Source organism: Paracoccus ferrooxidans, from assembly GCF_029909815.1.
GTDB lineage: Bacteria > Pseudomonadota > Alphaproteobacteria > Rhodobacterales > Rhodobacteraceae > Paracoccus > Paracoccus versutus.
This window is the reverse complement of sequence record NZ_CP038201.1, coordinates 690885-711589: the sequence shown is the minus strand read 5'-3', so window position 1 is coordinate 711589 and position 20705 is coordinate 690885. Positions and strand designations below refer to the sequence as shown.

The 20705-nt window shown below is 74.0% G+C and carries 12 protein-coding genes; all 12 read right to left on the bottom strand.

Going from position 1 to position 20705, the window contains the following annotated elements:
• Positions 1–148 precede the first annotated feature (148 nt).
• The gene (gene map, locus E3U26_RS16475) at positions 149–898 is read right to left on the bottom strand and encodes a methionyl aminopeptidase (protein ID WP_499106054.1); all 750 of its coding nucleotides are present in this window, start codon (positions 896–898) and stop codon (positions 149–151) included.
• Positions 899–1131: 233 nt separating this feature from the next.
• A complete protein-coding gene (locus E3U26_RS16470; protein ID WP_499106053.1) occupies positions 1132–1740 on the bottom strand; it encodes a hypothetical protein in 609 nt (202 codons plus the stop codon).
• Entirely contained in the window at positions 1737–2489 is a 753-nt protein-coding gene (locus E3U26_RS16465; RefSeq protein ID WP_499106052.1) for a hypothetical protein, read from the bottom strand. The genes E3U26_RS16470 and E3U26_RS16465 overlap by 4 nt, the downstream gene beginning before the upstream one ends.
• On the bottom strand, positions 2490–6143 hold the full coding sequence (locus E3U26_RS16460) for an eCIS core domain-containing protein (RefSeq protein ID WP_499106051.1): 3654 nt from the start codon (positions 6141–6143) through the stop codon (positions 2490–2492).
• Positions 6144–6327: 184 nt separating this feature from the next.
• A complete protein-coding gene (locus E3U26_RS16455) occupies positions 6328–9648 on the bottom strand; it encodes a hypothetical protein (RefSeq protein WP_499106050.1) in 3321 nt (1106 codons plus the stop codon).
• A gap of 39 nt (positions 9649–9687) precedes the next feature.
• Entirely contained in the window at positions 9688–12951 is a 3264-nt protein-coding gene (locus E3U26_RS16450; RefSeq protein ID WP_499106049.1) for a phage tail protein, read from the bottom strand.
• The gene (locus E3U26_RS16445; protein WP_499106048.1) at positions 12948–15488 is read right to left on the bottom strand and encodes a baseplate J/gp47 family protein; all 2541 of its coding nucleotides are present in this window, start codon (positions 15486–15488) and stop codon (positions 12948–12950) included. The genes E3U26_RS16450 and E3U26_RS16445 overlap by 4 nt, the downstream gene beginning before the upstream one ends.
• A gap of 4 nt (positions 15489–15492) precedes the next feature.
• The gene (locus tag E3U26_RS16440) at positions 15493–17925 is read right to left on the bottom strand and encodes a baseplate J/gp47 family protein (RefSeq protein WP_499106047.1); all 2433 of its coding nucleotides are present in this window, start codon (positions 17923–17925) and stop codon (positions 15493–15495) included.
• The gene (locus E3U26_RS16435) at positions 17922–18320 is read right to left on the bottom strand and encodes a GPW/gp25 family protein (protein WP_140849066.1); all 399 of its coding nucleotides are present in this window, start codon (positions 18318–18320) and stop codon (positions 17922–17924) included. The genes E3U26_RS16440 and E3U26_RS16435 overlap by 4 nt, the downstream gene beginning before the upstream one ends.
• A gap of 13 nt (positions 18321–18333) precedes the next feature.
• Complete coding sequence (locus E3U26_RS16430) at positions 18334–18810, bottom strand: hypothetical protein (protein ID WP_499106046.1); 477 nt, start codon at positions 18808–18810, stop codon at positions 18334–18336.
• A 3-nt stretch (positions 18811–18813) separates the two neighbouring features.
• Positions 18814–19557, bottom strand: coding sequence for a phage baseplate assembly protein V (locus tag E3U26_RS16425; protein WP_276241794.1), 744 nt, complete (start codon positions 19555–19557; stop codon positions 18814–18816).
• Complete coding sequence (locus E3U26_RS16420) at positions 19554–20699, bottom strand: hypothetical protein (protein WP_499106045.1); 1146 nt, start codon at positions 20697–20699, stop codon at positions 19554–19556. The genes E3U26_RS16425 and E3U26_RS16420 overlap by 4 nt, the downstream gene beginning before the upstream one ends.
• Positions 20700–20705 lie beyond the last annotated feature (6 nt).

The following is a 20705-nucleotide window of genomic DNA, read 5'->3' as shown; positions in this document are numbered from 1 at the left end:
GGGTCCGGTGGCGGATGCCGGGCAGGGGGCTGCCCCTGCGCCATCGCATCGCGGCAAGCCCGATCCGCAAAGCCATCGGTGCGCAGGATGCATGGATGCATCCGCTGCCGCAGTCCCGTCGGTTCCTGCGGAGAAGGGGTCGGGATGGTCAGCCGGGCAGGGTGACGACGATCGCCCCGCGATCCGTCGCCACCACCGTATGCTCATATTGCACCACCGGGGCAGGGGGCTGGCTGTAGAGCGTCCAGCCGTCATCCCCCTCGGTCGCCCAGAGGCCGCCGGCCGAGAGGAACGGCTCGACGGTCAGCACCAGCCCCTTGTCGATGCGGCGCTTCTCGGTTCGGCTGGGCCAGGTCGGGATGTCCTCGGGATATTCGTGCAGCGACCGCCCGACGCCATGGCTGGCCAGGTTGCGGATCAGCGTATAGCCGCGCCCCGCGGCAAAGCGGCCGATGGCCCTGCCGATCCCGGCCAGCGGCCTGTCCGCCCCGACCTGGGCGATGCCGATCTGCATGGCGCGCCGGCCGTCGCGGCACAGCCGGTCCAGCGCGGGCCGAACGGGCGCGATGCGATATGTCGCCCCGGTATCGGCGAAATAGCCGTTCTTCGAGGCCGAGACGTCGATATTGACCAGGTCTCCCGCTGCGATCACCCGGTCGCCGGGAATGCCATGGGCGATTTCCTCGTTCACGCTGATGCAGGTCGCGCCGGGAAAGCCATAGGTGGACTGCGGTGCCGGGACGGCGCCCTCGCGCTCCAGCAGCGCGCGGCCGATCCCGTCCAGCTCGCCGGTGGTCATGCCGGGTTCCAGCGCCTTCGCCATGGCCTGCATGGTGTTGGCGACGATCCGGCCGATGTCCTTCAGCCCGTCGAGTTCGTCCTGGTTGGTGATCGTCATGCAGTGGTTTCCCTTGAGACGCGGATGGATGGGCCAAGGCCGGCAGGGAAGCGCCGGCATCCCCCGCATCGCCCATCCTACGGGGCTCCGCCGAACCTCGCCAGATGCTTCCGGGAGGTCCAGGGGGAATACCCACTCGGAATGCGGGATGGCGGTTTTCGCTGCGGCCAGCCGCGCGGGCTTTGCAGGTTCCGGCCAAAACGGCTTTGCGGGTTGCAGGGGACGGGATGCCTTCAGGGCGCGCTGTGATCGAGGACGGCGCGCATCAGGCGCCGCAACTCCCCGTCCGGCTCGTCCGGCTCCGCCTTGGCCAGCGCCTCGGCCAGCACGGGCCATCCCAGGACGCGGACCGCATAGGTCGCCGTCCTCCTGTGCCCCGCCAGTGGCGAGGCGAAGGCCTTGGCAAAGGCATCGGCGACCCGCTGGTCGTAGTCCTGTCCCACGGCCGCCAGGGCCACCCGGACCAGTTGCCGCTCGCTGTCGTCACGCGCCAGCAGGGCAAGATGCTGGTCCAGCGTCCCATAGGCAGCGGTCGTGTCGAAGGCTTGCAGGATCGCGGCGGCGGCCTCGGGGTCGCTGGCCTGGGCATCGACATGGGCGATGCGGTTGGTCCGGTCGAGCGTGAGCGTCACCAGAAGGTCGGGGTCATGCGACTCCATCCAGCGGATCGCGCCCGCGGAATCCCCCGCCATGTCCGGCACCGTGAAAAGGTCCAGCGGCGTTTCCGCATTCAGCAGCCGGATCGCCTCGAACGCGCCTTGCCTGACCTTGTCGAGGTCGTCCTCGAGCGCGACATATCTGCCGAAGGAAAGCAGGTCGTCGTCATCCTGGCCCTGGGTCATGGGTATCGGCTCCTGAGGAAGGCGACCATGCTGGCGATGAGCTGCTGCGCCGCCGCCGCCTGTTCGGCCGGGGTCGAGGCGCGGCGGCCCGCGCGGCTTACGTTCGATAATGCCCATGAACGAAACGCCTGCGCAAGGTCGCGCAGGGCCTGGTCCTCGCCCAGCACCGTCATGGCGCCGGCCTGCTGCCGAAGCACCCGGTCGAGAAGCTTGAAGATATTGCCGGTGCGCCTGTGGCGGGCCTGGCGGGCACTCGCGATCTGGCCGCGGGTGAAGCTGCCCCTGTCCTGGCGGCCCCGGAAGTCCTGGTCGGCGGCGACCGAGGCGCCGCGCGGCGCCATCGGGGCGTATTCGCCGCGCGCCGCCTCGAGCCGCGGGTCGATCATGCCGCGTTCCTCCAATGAGCGGGCGGTGGCGCGCGCCGCAAGCTGGCCCGGCGCGCGAATGGGTTCCACCACGTTGCGCAGCTGGCCCGCGTCAGGGCTGTCGAGATGTTCGGCCCGGAACCCCTCGTAGGCGGGCGCATTCGCCTGGAACAGCATCGAGGAACGCCGCACGTCGCGGATATAGGCCGGCCGGCTGCCCGGCATGCTGATCGAGGCGTGGAACGGCCCCGAGAACCTGCCGAACCTTGCCCGGCCCAAGGGCAGGGGCAACTGGCCCGGAGCGGACAGGAACCGGCGCCCGGCAAAGACGACATCGGCCTCGTTCAGGCCCGCGCCGGCCGTGACCTCGCGACCTTCGCGCATCTACCGCTCAAGCTCGGCCGACTGGGCGCGAACGGCGGGATTGGACGCCCGCTCCTGCTCGAACAGCCGTTCGGCCTCGACCAGGATCGGCTCCAGCGCCCGGCCGATGCGCGCCGGGCTGAGCTGCGCGATGCGCCCCGCGGGGGACGAGGGGTTGATCCGGGCGACGATGGAATCGCCCTGCCGTTCCAGCGAGGTCAGGCGATAGCGCAGCCGCCAGAAGGTCAGCCTTGCGCCAAGGCCCAGGCGCGAGACGCCGCGCCGCGCCAGTTGCTGGACCTGCGGCTGGATCGCCCGCACCGCCCGGTCCAGCCGTTCGCGCTGGCGGCGCTCTTCCTCCTGGCGGCGGCGGCGCCGGCGGTCGGCATCGCTTTGGGAACGCTCGCGCCGGCGGTCGCGGCCGCGATCCCGGTCCCGCTGGCGGCGGTCCGCGGCGCGGCGGTCGCGGCGGGCCTGGTCGCGGGCGCGGCGGCGGGCATCGGCGCTGCCGCCGCGGTCGTCCCCGTCGTCGCGCCGCCGCCCCCGGCCGCCTGCGCGCCGGTCGCCGCTGCGCCGCCGCCGGCGCTCCATGAACTGGCGGAAACGCTGCTGGATGCGGGCGACGATGCGGCCGAAGGGCCGCGCGATGGCCCCCAGCAGGCGGCGGATCAGCGCATCGATGCCAAGGAAGGTCAGCACCATGTCCACCGCCGCCACGATGCCATGCGCCAGGGCGCGCGCGAAGGCCGCCGCGCCATTGCCGGGCGCCGCCACCTGCATGACGAATTCCAGAAAGGCGCGGGCGGCCGAGAACAGCGACTGCACCAGCGACCAGGCCGCGCGGATCGCGTCGATCACCGCCATGATCGCGCCCGCGCCGGGGATCAGCTTCAGCGCAAGCTGGGTGGCCAGCCAGATCATCGCCGCGCCCGCCATCGCGGGCATCAGCAGGGGCAGGCTTTCGGTGATCAGGCCGATCATGCTGGTCGCCAGCGCGGTCAGCATCTCGACCCAGTTCGGCGGCAGGTTCATCAGCAGCTGCAGGCCGGGAACCTTGTTGAAGAACCATTCCTTGAAGGCTTCCTTCAGCGAATCCCACAGGTGGTTCTTGACGCCTTCCTGCGCCTGCGACCCGGCCGCCGACAGGAATGCGCCGATCCCCATCCGCGTCACCCGCGCCATCAGCGCCATGAACTCGCCAAGCGCATCGGCCAGCGCCTTGATCGCCGCGGCGATGCGATCGACGAGGCCGGCGTTCTCGGCCTGGATCTCGGCCAGCTTCGCATCCATCTCGCGGATCGCGCGCTCGCGTTCGCGGTCCAGCGCGGCAAGGGCGGCGCGCTGCGTCGCCTCGATGCGGCTTTCCATCGCCTGGAACTGCGCCTGCGCGCGGGTCAGCGCCGCCTGCGCCTCGGCGTCCAGGTTGCCCTTGTTGGCCTCGACCAGCTGGTCGATGGCGGCCTTCGCCTCGGCCAGGATGGCCTTGCAGTCGTCGATGGTGCGCTGGATGCTGCCGCGGATCTCGTTCAGCAGCGCGTCGATGTCGGCGATATACTGGTTGCGGTGGCGGTCGTAGAGTGCCTTGACCTCGGGCAGGCTGTTGATCGACAGCAGCCAGTCCCGCGCGCGGTTGTAAAGCCCCTTGGCGCCGGTATAGCGCCGCGCCTTGAACGCCTCCAGATCGGCCCGGACGCCCGAGGCAAAGGCCTCCAGCCGCTGGCCCTGGCGGTCGCGAAAGCTTTGCACCGCATCGCTTTCCAGCGAGCCCAGCTTTTCGTTCACCTGCCCCTCGGCGGTGGCATAGGTCGCGTTGATCTGTTCGGCCAGGCTGCGCTGGCCGGTCTCTTCGCCCGAGCGGGTGCCGGTCTGCTCGCCGCTCACCGCCTCTTGCGCCGCCTCCCGCCCGGCCTCCATCCCGCCGACGCTTTCGGCCTCGGTCGCGGCCAGCCCCGCCGCGGCCTCTTGCGTGGCGGCGGTCTCGGTCGCGCGGGCGTCGGTCGCAGCGCCGTCCACGTTCTCGTTCAGCTCGTCCTTGTCGTCGCCGATGGCGCGCAGCGGGCCTTCCTCGGCCTTGGCCAGGGTCGCGTCGTCCACGTCATGTTCGGCCAGCGTCTCGTCGGCGGCTTCGCGGAACTCGCTTGCGTCCAGCGATTCCTCGGGCACCGCGGGGGGCGCCGCGCCGGTCAGGCCCGGCGCCGCCGTGGCCGGGGCGGCGACGGGCGCGGGCTGGGGCACGGCCGGGGGCGGGGCCGCGCCGGCCGGCGGGTCGCGCACCGCCGACATCGAGGACTGGACCGGCGCCGCCTGCTGGCCGGCCTCGGCGGCGACCTGCGCGCTGATCTGCTGGCGCGTGCCCGCGCCGCCCGGCCCGGCGAAATTGTCCAGCTCCTCGATGGTCGAGGGCGCGGCCGAGGCCAGCGCCGCCCCCGCCCTTTGCTGCGCCGCCGCCGCGTCGGGGGCGGGGATCGCGGCCTGGGCAAGGCTGCCTGCCTGCTGGCTTTGGCCATCGGCCTCGGCCGCATTCGGCGCGGGCTCTGCCGCGGCCCGCGCGGCACCGATCCGCGCATCCGCGCCCTCGTTCACCTGCAGCGCGTCGGCGCGTTCGGAAAGCCGTTCCCGCGCCTCTTCCGCCGCGGCCTCGCCGCGGTCGCCAAGGTTCTGGCCGAAACGCTTCGCGCCGCCGCCGCCGCCACCACCTCCGCCGCCGCCCTTGGCGCGGGGGCCGCCCTTGTCCTTGGCAGCCGCGGCCTTGCCCTTCTCGTCCTTTGTCCGGCGGCGATCCGCGCCGTTCCTGTCCTTTTTCTTCTGCGGGGTGCGGTCCGGCGCGGTCTCGGCCGGCGCGCCGGCGATGGCGACCGAAGGCGCGGGCTTCGCCTCGGCCGCGTTCTCGCCGCGCGCGGTTTGCGAATCGTCGGGGGCCTTGCTCGCGGGCGCGGTCGCCCCCGGCCGGCCGCCGGGCCTGGTCAGGCCCGAAACCTGCCCGCCCGCGGCCGAGACCTGCGAGGTCATCATCGGCGTCAGCACCGGCCCCGCCCCCGGCGCCACCGCACCCGGCCGGGCCGGGGCCTGCGACAGCGCGGGCGAGGCGGCGAAGGGCGCGGCCCCCGCCAGGGCGCGGCGCATGATCCGGCCGCGCAGCGACTGCCCCGCCGCCCCGACCTGCGCCCGGCCCCCGGCCAGCACCGTCGCGGCCGCCGTGTCGGCGGCGGTTTCGGCCGCATCGCCGGGATTCGAGACCAGCGATTTCGCCTGCACCGCGCCGCCGCCGCCCGAGCGGCGCTGCTGCACGACATGGGCCAGTTCATGCGCGATCAGGCTGTCGCCTGCCGTCGATCCCGGCCGATAGCGGCCCGGCGCAAAGGCGATGTCGCTGCCCGAGGTCAGCGCCTGGGCCCGCGCCCGCCCCGTCGCCTGCGCCGCCGCCCCGCCGGTATGGATGCGCACATCGGAAAACGAGGCGCCGAAGCCCGTTTCCATCCGGGCCCGCAGGCTGGCGGGCAGCGCCGCGCCGCCGACAAGGCTGCGTTGCAGCAGGTTCAGCGGTTGCGGGGCGCTGTCATGGCTGGTCGAGGCCGAAACCGGGGCCGAAACCGCGGCGGGGGCCGGGGCAGGCGCCGCCGGGCTGCGCGAGGCGTCGGCCGAACGGGTCGAAACGGGGCCGGACCTGGCCTTCATCCTGGGCCTCCCGCCTTGCGGGGCACGCCGGAAAGAGGAAGTGGACCAGGCCGTAGCAAGGTCCACTTCCAGGGACTTGAACCCTTCGGCATCCGCCGACCAGACGACTCGAACGCAGTTTCCCGGTTCGAGATCCCCTTCAGCCTAGCATTTCCGCGGGTCCGCTCCAAAGCAATTCTCCGCCTCAGGGCAGGGTCGCAGGCAAGCTGGGACTGCCCATCCCCGAATAGGCGTTGTCGGCGAAGGCGCCGATGAAGACGTCGGGGCGGCCCCAGCTCGGCTCGTCGTTGCCAAGGCTGACCCAGCGTATCCCGACCGAGGGGCCGTGGCAGAAATTGCCCCTGACCTCGACCAGCGGCCCGAACCAGCCCCACAGGCGGATGCCGTCGCAATCCAGCCCGATCGGCTGCTCGCCATCCGCCAGCGGCACATAGCCGGCGTCGATGGCCTGGTTGCCGTTGATCCGCGCCGACAGGGTGCTGCCGATCCAGATGCCCCCGCGCTGGCGGGCCTGCCAGGGCAGGCGCAGGTCGATGCGGTTGTCCTGCACCTCGACCGAGCGCAGGAAGATGAAGTTCGACCGCGACCGGCCCGAAGAGCCGGCGACGCGGATCCCCTGCGCGAAGCCCGAAACCTGGTTGCCGCGGATGCGCGCGCCCTGGCCCGGCAGGGCCAGCAGCGCGGCGACCGGGCGGGCCAGCGTCTTGCCGCGGGCCGGCCCGCGAGAGGCGGCGACGGTGATGCCGGTCCGGCCGTGGACCAGCCCGTTCGTGGCGGTCAGCCCGTCGCGCAGGGGCTGGAACAGCGGCCCCATCCCGGCCGGGATGGTGGCCGAAGAGCCCAGGCCGAAGACCGCGCGCGCCAGGTCGCGGCGAAAGTCGCGCAGGAAATCGTCCATGATCTCGGGCGGGTGGCTGGCGCCGCCGGGGGGCTGGTTGGTTTCCGCGACCCGCTCCCACAGCTCGCTCCCCAGCGTCGCATGGGTGGAGAAGCTCAGCGTGTCGCGGCCCCACATGCCGTTCGCCATGGCGATGCCGTGCCGCGCCACCACGGGCGGACCCGGCGGCGGGGCAAAGGCGAAGACCGGCCCGCCGACGAAGTCGAAGCCGCCGTCGCCGTCATGCAGGGTGATGCGGTCCAGCAGCACCTCGCCGACCGCGCGCAGGGTCTCGCCCCCGGCGGCGAGTTCGGCGGCAAGGTTCAGCGGATCGGGGCGGATGGCGATGACATTGTCCTCGATCTCGGCATGGCCGGGATCGGCGGCGGTGACGCCGCTGTCGAACTGCCCCAGGCTCAGCGTGCAGCGGCGCAGGGCGAAGCGGCGGGTCGGGCGGGCCGGCCCCGACACCTGCCGCACGGCTGCGGGGCCGGGTGCGGCAAGGCCGGCCGCGGTGACGCGGATCTGGTCCAGCCGCACCTCGCCGCAGTCGACGAAGTCGATGACCGCGCCGTCGCCCGCCGCCAGCGCCTCGGCCGCGAAGTCGCGCAGGTCGACCGAGCGGCAGCGCTCGAAGCGGATGATGCGCCGCAGGTTGCCGCGCAGGATCGTGCCCGGCCCGATGCCGCCGACGATCAGGTCGCCCTTGTCGGCGACGACGATGGTCGCGGCCAGGTCGCGCACGCCGGCATTCAGGCAGATGCGGGCGTTGCCGTCCGCGGGAATGGTGTCGATCACCGCCTGGACCGAGGCCCCCGGCGGCACCGCGATCTCGCCGCAGCCGTCCGACAGGTGCAGGAACAGTTCGTCCAGCGCCTCTTGCACGGTATCGGCCTTGGTGCCGACGCGGGCGCCGTCGTAGCCGGTGAAATCGGCCTCTTGCCGGCACAGCTTGCGGCTGCGCCTGTCCAGCCATGCGCGCAGGATCATCGGCGTCGCCGCCGCGCCCCGCTCCAGCAGCGCCAGCGGCGCGAACTGCCGCTCGGGGCCGTGGGCGGTGGTGACGGCGGGGCCGTTGGCCTGGGGCGCCAGCACGCGGGCCTCGGCCTGCCACCAGTCGCCGGGCTCGAAGGCGCCGGCGACCTCGGCGATCAGCCCGTGTTCCAGCGTCAGCGTGGCCGCGCCGGTGCCGGGCCGTTCCAGGAGGCCCGACCACAGCCGCAGCTTGAGCCCGTCGCTGCCCAGCGGTGCGGGGCTGAAGGGCGGTGCCGGGGTTTCGGTCAGCGGGTCCAGCAGCCGGAACTCGCGCAGCGAGCCGGCGACGACATCGCCGCCGTCCAGCCGGAACAGCATCCCCTGCATCCGGCGCGGGCGCAGGAAGCCCGCGGCATTGACCGCGCCGGGGGCGGCGTCGCCGCGCTCGATCGCGTCCGAGGTCAGCTCGACCAGGTCGCCCGCGCGCAAGGGATCGTTCGCGCCGACGCGGACATGGGTGACGGCCGCGCCCGGCGGCTGGTCGGGCATCAGGGTGCAGGGCCACAGCCCCGCCGCATTGTCGCGCGACCACTTGAACCGCGTGACCGCGCCGCCGCCGGTCGTGACCTCATGCACGACCAGCCGATACAGGCGGTTTTCCGTGCCGCTGTAGCCGCCCGGCACCGGCAGGTCGCAGGGATCGGCGGCGGCGGTGCCGGCGCTGGTGCCGAAGGTGACGCTGCCCGTGGGCAGGGTCAGGCGGCCGAAGGCGGCGGCGATGGCCGCGGGATCGCTGAGCCCCGTGACGGGGGCCAGCTTGACCTGGGCCACCACCTCGGAGCGGCTGGTCGTCTCGCGGCCGGGGCCAAGCGCCTGTTCGCGCAGGCCGGGATCCTCGACGGCGGTGACGACGCGCTCGGCCAGTTCCAGATAGGCCGCGACGCGCGAGCCCGGCGCCCCGGCCGAGGCGGCGCGCAACTGGTCCGCCGCGGGTCCGGTCAGGTCCGGCCAGGCGGCCTCGCGGGCATCGGCCAGCAGCCCGCCGATCTGGAAGCCGCCCGCGCACCAATGCAGCACGGCCGCGGCGGCGGCGGGGGCCTCGGTTTCGATCAGGGCGACCCAGCAGGGCTGCGCGCCGGGGGCGAAGACGGCCTGCGCCCCGTTCAGCGTGACGGCGAAGGGGGCGTAGCTGCCGGCCGCCGGGATGTTGAGCACGGTGCCCGCGACCGCCACCGTCGCCGGCTGGTCGGCGCGCATCCAGACCCGGCAGGGCGTCGGCGCGGCCAGCGGGCTGCGCAGCGGCACGGCGACGGTTCCCGCCCCGCCGCCAAGCTGAAGCCCCGGCAGCCGGTCCAGATACTTGCGCGAGAAGTCCCGCGTCGCGCTGGCGCCGCCCGCCGCCTGCGGCTGTTGCCCCAGGACCGGGTCGAACATCGCCAGAAGCCGCCCCGGCGTGACGAAGAACCCCAGGTCGGTCGAGCCGCTTTCGCAGGCGACATGCGCCAGCCCCTGCCGGTCGATGCGGTCGCCGGCGTCCATCAGCGCATGCAGGTCGCTGTCGAGGATCGGTGCGCCCTGCCGCGGCAGCACGCGCCGATAGCTGCGCCCGCGCTTGGCGTCAGGCCGGTGTCCGCGCGAAAAATCCCCTTCCATGGCCTGTCCTCCCTGTCGTTTCCGTCCGGCCGGGCCCTGTCAGGCCCGCGCCACGATTCCCGTTCCCAGCCCGGCCGGCGTATGCTCGGCCAGGCGCCGCTCCAGCCCGGCGTAAAGCTCGCCCAGCCTTGCGGCGTTGAAGGCGCCGATCTCGCCCCCGTCCGAAGCGCCGGTCAGCACCCGCCCGTCGCCCTGCGCATCCAGCCGCAGGAATGCCGGGTCGCGGCGCTCGCGGCTTTCGAAGGGCGGGCGGATCGGCTGGCCGGTCGCGGGGTCGGTTTCCAGCACGCGGTGGCGGCGCGGCGTCTGGCTGCCGGGGCCGACCAGCGAATAGCGCAGGCAGCCGCGAAACCGCTCATGCGCCAGCAGGAGCCCGGCGACGATGGTGTCGGAAAGCTCGGCCTGGCCCACCTCGATCCGGCCCAGCAGGGTGGCGCGTTCGCTGGCCAGCCGTGCCAGCGGCGCGGTCAGCGCCGGCTGGATGTCCTCGGCCGCGGCGAGGATGGAATCGGCGATGTCGATCTCGCCCGGTTCATCGACCAGCAGCGGGCCGAGGATGCAGCGCCGGATCGTCGCGCGCTCGACCCCCGCGGCCTCGAGCAGGCGCAGCCGCAGGGTGATGTCGGCGCGCAGCACGCCCAGGAAGCCCAGGAAGACCTGCTGCGCCGGGGGCAGTCCCAGCGTCATGCCGCCCGCGCCCGCGCGGGTCAGGGCGATGCCGCCAAGCGCCAGGCTGTCATAGCTGGCCGCGCCCGGCGCCGAGGAGGCGACCTGGATCACCGGCCGCTCGAAGGGCGCGGCGCGCAGTTCCAGCCGGGCGGGGCCGGCGGGCCAGGCCAGCGCCTCGGCCGGGTAGAAGCCGGAATCGACGATCTCGATGATCTCCTCGGGCTGGCCCGCGCCTGCCGCCGCCAACGCCGCCGCGACCGTGCGGTGCAGCGGCAGGCCCAGCAGATCCGGCGAGGCGCCGCTGCCAAGATGCCCCGAGGCCGAGACCAGCCGCGTCGGCGCCGGGCGCAGGCCCAGCCAGCGGCGGTGGTCGACGGGCAGGGCGCCCATGGGCATGGTTGCGCCCTCTTGCAGGTCCACCGTCACCGGGCCCGGCTCGGCGATGCCGGCGGCGGGCGGATGCGGCACGATGCCGTCGCCCGCGTTCATCGCGAAAAGCCCGAAGCGCGGGTCGATGTCCAGCCGCCCCGGCCGGGCCGGTTCCAGCACGTCGGGGCCGGATTCGCTTTGCCACGGACACAGCCGGCGCCAGCCCGCCTCGCGCCGCCGGATCGGGACCGGGCCGGGCAGGGGCGCGGCATCGCCCAGGCTGCGCCGCATCGGCGTCGTCGTCCCCGCAAGCCAGGTCGAGCCGTCCGCGCCGACCTGGACCGCCAGGCTGTGCCGGGCCAGCAGCGGGCCGCGCGGCCACAAGGCGCTGCCGTCCGGCGCCGTCTCGGCCGTCTGCGAGGCGACGAGTTCGGGCAGGTGGATCAGCGCCGCGCTGCCGTCATAGGCGGTAAAGGCGACCTCGGCCGGGGTCATGACCGCGCCGTTCAGGCCGGATTCGAAGCGCAGCGACAGCGCCAGGTCGGAAGGCCCCGCGGCCAGGATCGCGCCAAGCGCGGCGAAGCGCGCGGGCAGCGCGGCGGCGGCCAGCGGCACGCCGTCCGCGCCAACCGCCGACCAGCTGGCGACGCGCGGGTCGGGGCCGCTCCAGTCCAGCCGCAGCATCGGGGCAAAGCGGCGCTGGCCGGCGAAAAAGGACAGCGCCAGCACCAGCGCGCAGCGGGTGGCCGGGGTCGCTGGCAGCAGGCCGTTCGCCCGCAGCACGGTCCCGCCATGCAGCACCGCGGGCGCGGCGGCGGGGGCGGCCAGCGCCGGGGCGAAGGGCGCGCGCTCGGCGGTGCCCTCGGCCTCGGGCCAGACCGGCCCGACGGGGGCCGAGGCCAGCGCCCGGCCGGGCAGCGCGCCCGCCGCCAGCGGCAGGGGTTCGTGCAGCGCGCCGTCGGCGCCGATCCAGTAAAGCCTTTCGCCACTGATCCGCTGTTCGGGGATGCGCAGATACAGCGCGCCGCGCAGATAGCCCGCCAGCGCCAGCTCGGCCACCGCCGCGGCGCGGCCGGCCGAGGGCGCGCTGCCCGCGACCTCGATCACCGTCGCGCCGATCATGCGGCTGGCGGCGGGGGCCTCGGGGCGCAGGCGCAGCAGCATGGCATGGCTGTCGGGGACATCGCCCGCGCCCGGCGCGGTCCCGGCCTGGCCCGCCGGGCCGACGGTGATCTGCCCGCGCAGCTCCGCCAGCGCCAGGTCGGGCAGGTTGCCGGCAAGCGGGGCCGAGACCAGCTCGATCTGGACCGGGCCGGAATAGCGCCGGGTGTCGGCGTCGATCAGGCTTAGCACGGCAGGGCTGCGTCCCAGGATATTGTCGGCCGGATCGCGCCTGGCATTGCGCGGGACGGGCGTGGCGGGCCGGACGGCGGCGGCGGGAACGCCGGTCAGCCGCACGGCAAAGCGCCCCTCGCGCCCGAACCAGGCACCCGGTTCCTCGGCGAACAGCCCGTCGGGCACGCGGTCGGTGCCGGGGCGGTCGTCGAACCCCGAGGCGCGCACGCGCAGCGGCCGCCAGGCATTGTCCGGGTCGAAGGCAAAGCGCCGATCCCCCGCGCCTGCGGGCAGTTCATGGCAGGCCGCCCGGCGCAGGGGCTGAAGCTGCGTCGGAAAGGTCCAGTGGACCAGGTGCCGCGGATGGACATGGCCCGAATCGGGGCCGATGGGGCGCGGGTCGAAGAGCCGCATCAGCCCCGCCAAGGGCCCCGAGGCGCGGTCGGCGACCGAGGCGGGGCGCAGGTCGGCCATCACCCGCTCGGCGCGCAGCAGGTTCAGGTCCTGCGTCAGCATCAGCGCCTTCCAGCCTTCCCTCAGCGCCACCTGCCGGTCGGACAGGACCCGCGCCATTTCCTCGAGCATCGCGGGCGTGCCCTTGCGCCGCCGCCAGCCCATCGCCGCGCCGAGGTTGCGGCGGTTCGCGTCCGCGTCGCGAAACACCAGCTCCAGCCCGATCGAGGCGGCCAGCACCGGCAGCATCTCTTCGCCCGCGCTTTCGATGAACAGGTCGGCATGGAGTTCCTCGACCGATTGGCGCAGGGCGGCCAGGGGGGCGGCAAGCGCCTCGACCATGGCCAGCAGCTCGGCGGGCTCGGGCGGCTCGGCCAGCGCGGCGGCCCGGTCACGGCGCTTGTAATATTCGGGGACGAGCGCATGGAGCAGGTCGCGCGTGCGGTTCAGGTGGTCGCGGTCATAGGGATAGCTCATGGCGCGCCCCCCTGTTGCAGGCGGCCCAAGGCGCCGGGTTCCAGCACCTGGATCTCCAGCGCCGAGGGCTTCAGCCGCAGCCATTGCCGGGTGCTGGCGTGGATGATGTCGGCGACCTCGGCCGTGCCCGCCGCGGGCAGGGCCAGGCGGTAGCGCGTCGCCAGCACCGCGGCGATGCCGGGCCGATCCAGCAGCTGCGCATAAAGGCCCGACAGCGATTGCGGCGCCGAGAGTTCGCGCCCGGCAAAGCTGAACAGCCCCGGTAGGCCGCCTCCGCCCAGCAACAGCGCCTCGGCCTCTTGCCGCGCGGCCTCGGCCAGCCAGGCGCGGTCGCGTTCGATCCGCAGGGCCAGCGCGATGTCCACCGCCTGCGGGGCGGCGACGACCAGCGCCTGCCCGGTATCGCGGCGCGCATCCAGGAAGGCGGTGAAACCCGCAAGATCGGCCGGGCCGTTGCCCTCGGTATCGGCGGCGACAAGCTCGATCCCCACGCCGTCGCGCCAGCGGGCCGAGGCGCGGCTGATGCCGGGGAAAAGCAGCGCCAGGTCGGCGTGGTCCTCGATCGAGACGGCGCGGTCGAAGACCCGGACCGGGCGCACCGCCTGCCGAGCGATGTCGTCGGCCCCGGCGGGATCGGCGCCGCCGGCGATGGGCAGGGGGTTCGTCACCGCCCCGATCAGCGGCGACGCCTTGCGGATGCGGCTGAGCCGGCCGGCGCCGGCATTGCCCGCGGCCCCCAGCCCGCAGCGATAGGCGGCGGCCACGTTGCGCCGCCCCGAGGGCGGGATCGCGCCCCGCCCCTCGCCGCCGAAGCGGATGCGGACCTCGCCCGCCGCATCGGTCTGGGCCAGATGGACCCGCGCGTCGGGGCCGGCGCCATGGAAGTCGGGGGCCAGATCCCACAGCACGCCGTCGACGCGCACCTCCAGCGCCATGCGGCTGCCGAGCGCGCCGGGCAGGCGGGTGACGGGGGCGTTCTTCAGCGCGAATTCCTGGTGCGGCGTCACCCCGTCCGAACTGCCCAGGATTTCCTGCTTCGCCTCGCCATGGCTGACGCGGACGACATTGCCCAGCACCTCGACATCGCCCATCGGCCAGCCCGCGGGAAAGCCGCCCGGCACTTCCAGCCGCAGGGTCCAGCCCTCGCTGCCGGCGGCCGGCGCCTTGATGGCGGCGAAGATCGCCTCGCGCGCCTCGCCGGTCGAGACGCGGCGCAGGATCGCCGGGCGGCCGGGGCGCATGGCAGAGAAGTCCGCCGCGACCGCGAACTCGGGCTGGAGCGGCGCCGGGTTCGGGATGGCGGGCAGGAGCTCCAGCACCTCGGACCAGCCGGTCAGGACATGGGCGTCCAGCGGAAACTCGGTCCATGACCGCAGCGGCCGGGCGGGCGAGGGCATGGCCAGCCCCAGCGTGGTCGCCCGGCCGGAAAGCGCGGTTTCGGTGACGGTTTTTTCGGTCGTGACCGACACCACGGCCGCGCCCGCCGCATTGGTCGAGGTCGCGACCTTGGGCTGTTCGGTCACTTCGCCGCGCAGGAAGGTCACGACCGTCTCGGCCAGGGTTTCCAGCCAATAGACCTCGGCCCGGTCCGGGAAAAGCACCACGGCCGCGTCGCCGGGCGCGGGCGGATCGTTCAGCGCTTCCGCAAGCAGCAGGGCATTGCCGAGCGCCGCGGGCGAGACATAGCCGAAGGCGGTGGTGCCCGCGGGCTGGGTGGTCGGCGGGCTGGCATAGGGTTGGGCCGCGGCCAGCGCCCCGGCCGGCCAGAGCGCGCCCGGAGCGTTCCAGCCGAACAGCCGCGCGTCATGGCGCGGCCGGGCCAGGATGCGATAGCCGGCCTGCCAGTCCGCGCCGGTGCCCGCCTCGGCAAAGGCATGGCCGCCGATGTGCCGCAGCCCGATCTGCGGCGGCCTGCTGCCCTCCATCGCCTCGGCGACGCGAAAGACGCCGAGCCCGCGCGCGCCGTCCAGGACGACGATCTCGTCCTTGCCCAGCCCGTGGCGCTTTTTCAGGCGCAGCACCAGATGCCCGTCGCTGGCCTGCACGGGGTCCGGGATCTCGGCCCCGGCGGGGCGGATGGCGTTCCATTGCGCGTCGAGCTGCGCCTCGGCCAGGGTCCCGAAGGTCTGCGCCCTGGCCTCGCCCAGGGGCGAGGTCTGCAAGGCGAAGCCCTGCGGCAGGCTGCCCGACAAGCCGGGCTTGACGGTGAAGGCCGCAAGCCCGGTCGCCGCCGCGCCGGGGCCGGGGCTGTAGGCCAGCTTGCGGGCATGGCGGGTCAGGTTTTCGGCCAGCCGGGCCGAGCCGAGGCAGGCTTCGCGCGCATAAAGCCCCTGATGCTCGCCCAGGATATGCGCGACCAGCGCCGGCAGTTCGATCAGCGTGCGGGCAAGGCCGCGTCCCTTGGCCGGGATCTCGATGCCGTGGCCGTCGCGGGCGACGGCTTCGGCCAGCGCGACCAATGCGTTGAAATCGGGCCCGAAATAGCGGCTTTCGCCGCGGGGCGAGGGGCTGGGGCGATGGATCGGCGGGCGCGACATGGCTTTACCCCGTGCTTGCGGGTTCGGGTGCGGGGCCGGCCACGACGAAGCCCTGGCCGGGCGGCGGCGTGTCGGTGCCCATGACGGTGACGGTCAGCCGGCCCCGTTCGGGCCGCGCCTCGTCGCCGGAAAATTGCGCGATCTCGGTCGGGCCCAGCTCGATCGCCGGCAGGACGGCGGGCGCGCCCGCGCGGCGCAGCGGGCGGAAGGTCGCGGCCTTGACCGCGCCCACGCCGGGCGCGCGGGCGGCGGCGGCCAGCAGTTCGGACAGCAGCACGGTGTCGCCGAAGCCCCGGCGCGAGGGGTGGAAGAAGCCCGGCCGCGCCGCGCTGCCCGGCGCCAGCGCCTCGCGCAGGGCGCGGCGGATCGCCGCGGCGCCGGCGCCCGCGCGCGGGCAGACGACAAGATGCAGGTCCAGCGCCACGTAATCCGGCGCGCCCAGCACATGCTCGCGCCCCGCCATGCGCAGCGCGTCGAGATGGGCGTGGACCGCCGCCGCCGTCGCCGCGTCCAGCCGGTCGCCCTGGTCGGGGGCGCAAAGGACCAGGATGGTGTTGAACACCCCTCCCAGCGGTTTTGCCGCGGCGCGGGCGACGCCGGGGATGTCCTCGGCCGCGCGGGCGTAGTCGTCGGCGGTGACGCAGCGGGCGCGGGCGGGGTTGCGGATCGATTCCGGGATCAGGTCGCGGGCGACGGCGGTCGAGACCCGCGCCCGCCCGCCCGCCGCCGGCAGCAGGTTCGTCGCGGCGACCGGCGCCAGCGTCGCGAAATCCGCCGCCGCCCCGGCATCGCCGCCGCCCGGCGGGCGCGCGCCGGTCAGGGCGAAGGCGCCCAGGTTTCCCGCCTCGGCATCGCCCTGCCGCCAGTCCAGCCTTATGCGCTGGTGCGCGGGCTGGTTCGCCAGCGCCCGCGGCCCCGACCCCGGCGGCAGGGGCAGCGCCCGGCCGCGATTGCCGTCGCCGAACATCAGCCAGACCGCGCCGTCCTCTTCCGTCTCGGTGGTGAAATGGCGGTCGAAGCCGGCCGAGTTCATCAGCGTCGGCTGCCATTCCCATGGCTCGGCCCCGACATGCAGCCGGACCGAGGGGCGGCCGTCCCCGTCCGTCAGCACCTGCGGCTGCGGCGTCCTGAGCGCGCGGATCGTGACTGCCCCGGTCAGCAGGTCGGTCGCGGTGACGACGTCCTGCCGGCCGGCGCCCAGGCCCATTGCCGCGCCTTCCTCGTTCGCGGCGCTGGCGGGGTCGCCGTGGATCGCCTCGATCAGGTTCGCGGTGATCAGCAGCGGCGCGCCCTCGGGGTCCGACCAGGGCCGGAAGGGCAGGGGCAGCGGCTCGGCCAGTTCCAGCCGCGTCAGCTCGCGCGGCAGCGTGTGGGCGGGGTCCGAGGGGTCGGCGGCCCAGCCCGGCCGGCTGATCTCGGCCAGGGCCGCGATCCGGGTGACATGGGCGGCGCGGCCCTGCACCAGCGCGATGCGCTGGCCCGGCAGCAGATGCGCGCCCCAGCCCCACAGCAGCAATTCGCGCGCGCCGGCGGGCAGGATCGCATCGGGCGCGCCGGGCCAGGCCGCCGGCCGCAGCAGGCCGCGGTCGGCATCGCGTTGCAGCCCGGCATTCCAGGCGGCGTCCAGCATGGCGGGGGCCCGGCTGGTGAAGGTGGCGGTGATCCGGCCCATGCCCTCTTCGCGCACGAAACGGGTGCCCGCGGGCAGGAAGCCCGCCCGGCCGGGCGGCAGGTCTACGGCGACGACGGCAAGGGCCGAGTCGCCCTCGTCCAGCGCCAGGCCGAGCGCGGCGGCATGGCGGCTGAGCGAAAGCCGCTCGCGCGCGGTGTCGACGAACGCCTCCTGCGCGACGCGGTCCTGGTGCAGCGACAGCATCTCGGCATGATGGGCCAGCAGTTCGACCAGCATCGCCTCGGTCGAGGCGGGGTTGGTGCCGGCCCAGTTCGGATCGGTGGCGGCGGCCCAGTTCTGCATCACCGCAAGGAAGCCGGTGAAATCCTTGGTCGCAAGGTCGATGGCGGGCTGCACCCCCGGCGGCGGGGGCGGCGCGGCGGGTTCGCGGCAATCGCCCGCCGGGCAGGCGACGAAGAAATCGAAGCCGGCCTCGGCGAAGAACGGGTCGAGCGGGTCGTCGCCGCCCGAAAGCAGCCGCACCAGCGTCCGGCCGCGCGGCCCCTGCTGGACGAAGCGGACGGTGATGGTGCCGTCGCCATCCGCGACCGGCATCACCTCGGCCTCCAGCGGCAGGCCGCCGGGCGCGGTGACGGCGATGTCCTGGGGCGCAAGGCCCGCGGCCGGCTTGGCCAGCCGCACCGACAGGGCCACGGCAAAGCCCGGCGGTGGCGGTTCGGAAAAGCTCAGCGCCGCGATTCCCTGCCAGCCCGGCCCGATCTCGGCCTCGCCCCATTGCAGTCCGAAGGCGCCCGGCTCGCTCATAGCACCACCTCCAGCCGGTGGGGCGTGCGGTCGGCGCGCAGGGCGTAGTCGATCGAGACCAGAACCGTGCCCTCGTCGCCGCCATCCTCGACGGTCAGCTCCTCCAGCGTGACCTCGCCGGCGAAAACCGCGTCGAGGCTTTCGCGGATGCGGTATTCGATGGCCGACAGCGCCAGCGGAGAGATGTTCTGGAACACTTGCGCATCCAGCCCGGCGCCGAAGCGCGGGCGCATGACGCGCTCGGCCGGGCGGGTGAACAGCACCGCCATGATGCGGTCGCGGACATGGATATGAGCATCCTCGGTCTCGGCCAGCCCCTCGCGGCGCAGCCGGGTGCCGGCGCGCACCAGCGGCGGGCCAAGGGCGAAGGGATCGGCGATATGTCGGGCGGCCATCCTGTCTTTCCTTTCAGGTGACGGGCGCGGGGGGCATGGGCGGCGGAAAGGTCACGATCGCGGACAGGGCCTGGGCATGCAGCGCCGCCGCGATCCGGTCGGCGCGCGAGGATTGCGCGGCGCCGGTATCGGACAGGGCCGCCGTGATCGCCGCCCCCGCGGCCGCGGTCGCGACGGGGGGCGCGGCCACGCCGGGGCCAAAGGACTGGCCGGCGACATAGGCCATGAAGGACAGCGCGATCCCCTGTCCCGCCGCCGCAGCCGAGCCGGCTTGCAGCACGGGCGTCAGCTGCGCCTGCAACTGGCCCTTGCGCGCCGCCGCCGTCGCGCAGGGAACGCCCGCCGCCATCGCCATGCCGAACCAGTCGGCGACGGCCCCCGCCAGGGCCTGCGCCGAGGCCGAGGCGTCGTCCTTGAAATCGCCGTTCTCGTCGCGCGGCAACCATTGCGACTGAAGCGATTGCGAAAGGGCAGCGGGGACAAGCGGCATGGTCTATTCCGTCTTCGAAACCTGGCTGAGATGGCTGGAGCCCATCGGCTGGGCGGGCGGCCCCGAGGGGCCGACGCCGGTCGGATGGGTATGGCTGTTGAAAAGCTGCATGAAGGCGTCGCCGAGGATCAGCGATTCCGAGGCATTGGCCCCCAGCTTGATCGTGTCGGCGGTGATGGTGATCTCTCCCTGCCCCGAGATGCGCAGCTCGGCGCCCGAGGCCTCGGCGATGACGACGACCTCGCCGTCGTCGTCCAGGCTGACGACATGGCCGGCCCTGGTGCGCAGGATGACCAGGCCGGGGGCGGCGGGGCCGTCAGGCCCCTCGGGCGCCTCGGTGCCGGTGTCGGTTCCCAGGTCGTCCTGCCCGCCGCTGCTTTCCGGCGCGCCCCAGAAGGTGCCGGCCCAGATCGGGCGCATCGGGTCGCCGGCCTCGAACTCGATCCAGACGGTGTCGCCGACCTCGGGCAGGGCGAAAAAGCCGCGGTTGTGGCCGCCGCCCCAGGGCAGGCAGGGCAGCGCCCAGCCGGTTTCCTGGTCCTCGCCCAGGACTTCGGGGACGCGGGCGCGGATGCGGGCGATCTTCTTGGGGTCGTCGCGGTCGGTGACGATGCCGGCATATTTGCCGTAGAAGGCCGGCCGCCCGGCCTCGCCCACCAGCGCGGCCAGCGCGCGCAGCAGGTCCGAGGACAACCCTTCCGTCGCCAGCATCCGCCCGAAATCCGCCCTTGGTCCGTTGCCGCTCATGCCGGAGGCTCCTCTTCCGCCGATTGCCCGAAACTTTCGCCGCCGCGCCGTCCCAGGGCGTTCGACAGCGCCGAGAAGCGCTGGACCAGCATGCCCTCGGCCATCTCGGTCGTGACCTCGCGGATATACCAGGTGCCGCTGAGCCGGTCGCCGACGCCCTTGATCAGCGCGGTGCGATGCGCCCGCAGCAGGCCGCGATAGCGCGCGGGGTCGAGCTGGCCCCTTGCCTCGATCGCCAGGTGGTCCCGGACCCCGCGCCCGCGCGCATGGGCGCCCATCGCCGCGTCGCGGGGCAGCGCGCCGCGCAGGAAGCGGACCGAGCCGGTCGCCCCGGCGCGGGCCAGCCCTTCAGCGGCCTCGGCGGCGAAAAGCGCCTGCCCCAGCAGCTCGTCCTGCGCCTCGCCGTCGGCCCGGACCATGCGCTTGGCCACCGCGTCGATGCCGTGGGCCAGGCGCTTTTCCGGGCGCTCCAGGCTGGCGGCGAAGTCGATCCAGTCCAGGTTGGCATTCTCGCGCAGGATGGTCAGGTCGGCCTGCGGCTGGCCCCCCAGGTCGCGCGGATGGAAATGGCAGGTCGGCTGGCCCGAGGCGGGATCCGGTTCCAGATAGGTGACGAAGCCGTTGCGCGCCGCCAGATGGCGCAGGAACGACCAGTCGTCGGCGCGCTGGATCAGCAGCATGTCGTCGGCGGCCAGCTTGGCATCGGTGTCCTGCGCCTCGACCTGCAGCCCGTAGCGGCCGGCGATCTCGCGCGCGGCGTCGGAATCGCCGGCGTCGGGATAGCTGGCCACGCGTTCCTCCGCGGCCATCAGCATGGCGGCGTCGGCGGCCAGAACCTCCAGCCAGGAATTGGCCTCGGGTTCCTCGAAATGCGGGCGCAGATGCGACAGGTAGCCGGAGAACATCACCTGGTCCGCCCCGCCCGGCGCGGCCAGGGTCAGGCGGATCTCGGCGCCCGGCTCGAAGGGGCCGTCGTCCAGCACGTCATAGGTGCCGTCCGCCCCCTGCCGCAGCCCGATCCGCAGCGCCAGGCGCGCGGGCTGGTCGTCCGCCTCGGTCAGTTCCAGCGCGCCGACCCGGCCAAGCAGCGCCCCCGGAAGCCGGGTTCCGTCGATCTCGATGGAAAAGCGCGGCGTGGCCATGGCGTC

Coding starts and splice junctions, on each gene's coding strand:
- map (WP_499106054.1), bottom strand. CDS start 898: ATGACGATCACCAACCAGGACGAACTCGACGGGCTGAAGGACATCGGC.
- E3U26_RS16470 (WP_499106053.1), bottom strand. CDS start 1,740: ATGACCCAGGGCCAGGATGACGACGACCTGCTTTCCTTCGGCAGATAT.
- E3U26_RS16465 (WP_499106052.1), bottom strand. CDS start 2,489: ATGCGCGAAGGTCGCGAGGTCACGGCCGGCGCGGGCCTGAACGAGGCC.
- E3U26_RS16460 (WP_499106051.1), bottom strand. CDS start 6,143: ATGAAGGCCAGGTCCGGCCCCGTTTCGACCCGTTCGGCCGACGCCTCG.
- E3U26_RS16455 (WP_499106050.1), bottom strand. CDS start 9,648: ATGGAAGGGGATTTTTCGCGCGGACACCGGCCTGACGCCAAGCGCGGG.
- E3U26_RS16450 (WP_499106049.1), bottom strand. CDS start 12,951: ATGAGCTATCCCTATGACCGCGACCACCTGAACCGCACGCGCGACCTG.
- E3U26_RS16445 (WP_499106048.1), bottom strand. CDS start 15,488: ATGTCGCGCCCGCCGATCCATCGCCCCAGCCCCTCGCCCCGCGGCGAA.
- E3U26_RS16440 (WP_499106047.1), bottom strand. CDS start 17,925: ATGAGCGAGCCGGGCGCCTTCGGACTGCAATGGGGCGAGGCCGAGATC.
- E3U26_RS16435 (WP_140849066.1), bottom strand. CDS start 18,320: ATGGCCGCCCGACATATCGCCGATCCCTTCGCCCTTGGCCCGCCGCTG.
- E3U26_RS16430 (WP_499106046.1), bottom strand. CDS start 18,810: ATGCCGCTTGTCCCCGCTGCCCTTTCGCAATCGCTTCAGTCGCAATGG.
- E3U26_RS16425 (WP_276241794.1), bottom strand. CDS start 19,557: ATGAGCGGCAACGGACCAAGGGCGGATTTCGGGCGGATGCTGGCGACG.
- E3U26_RS16420 (WP_499106045.1), bottom strand. CDS start 20,699: ATGGCCACGCCGCGCTTTTCCATCGAGATCGACGGAACCCGGCTTCCG.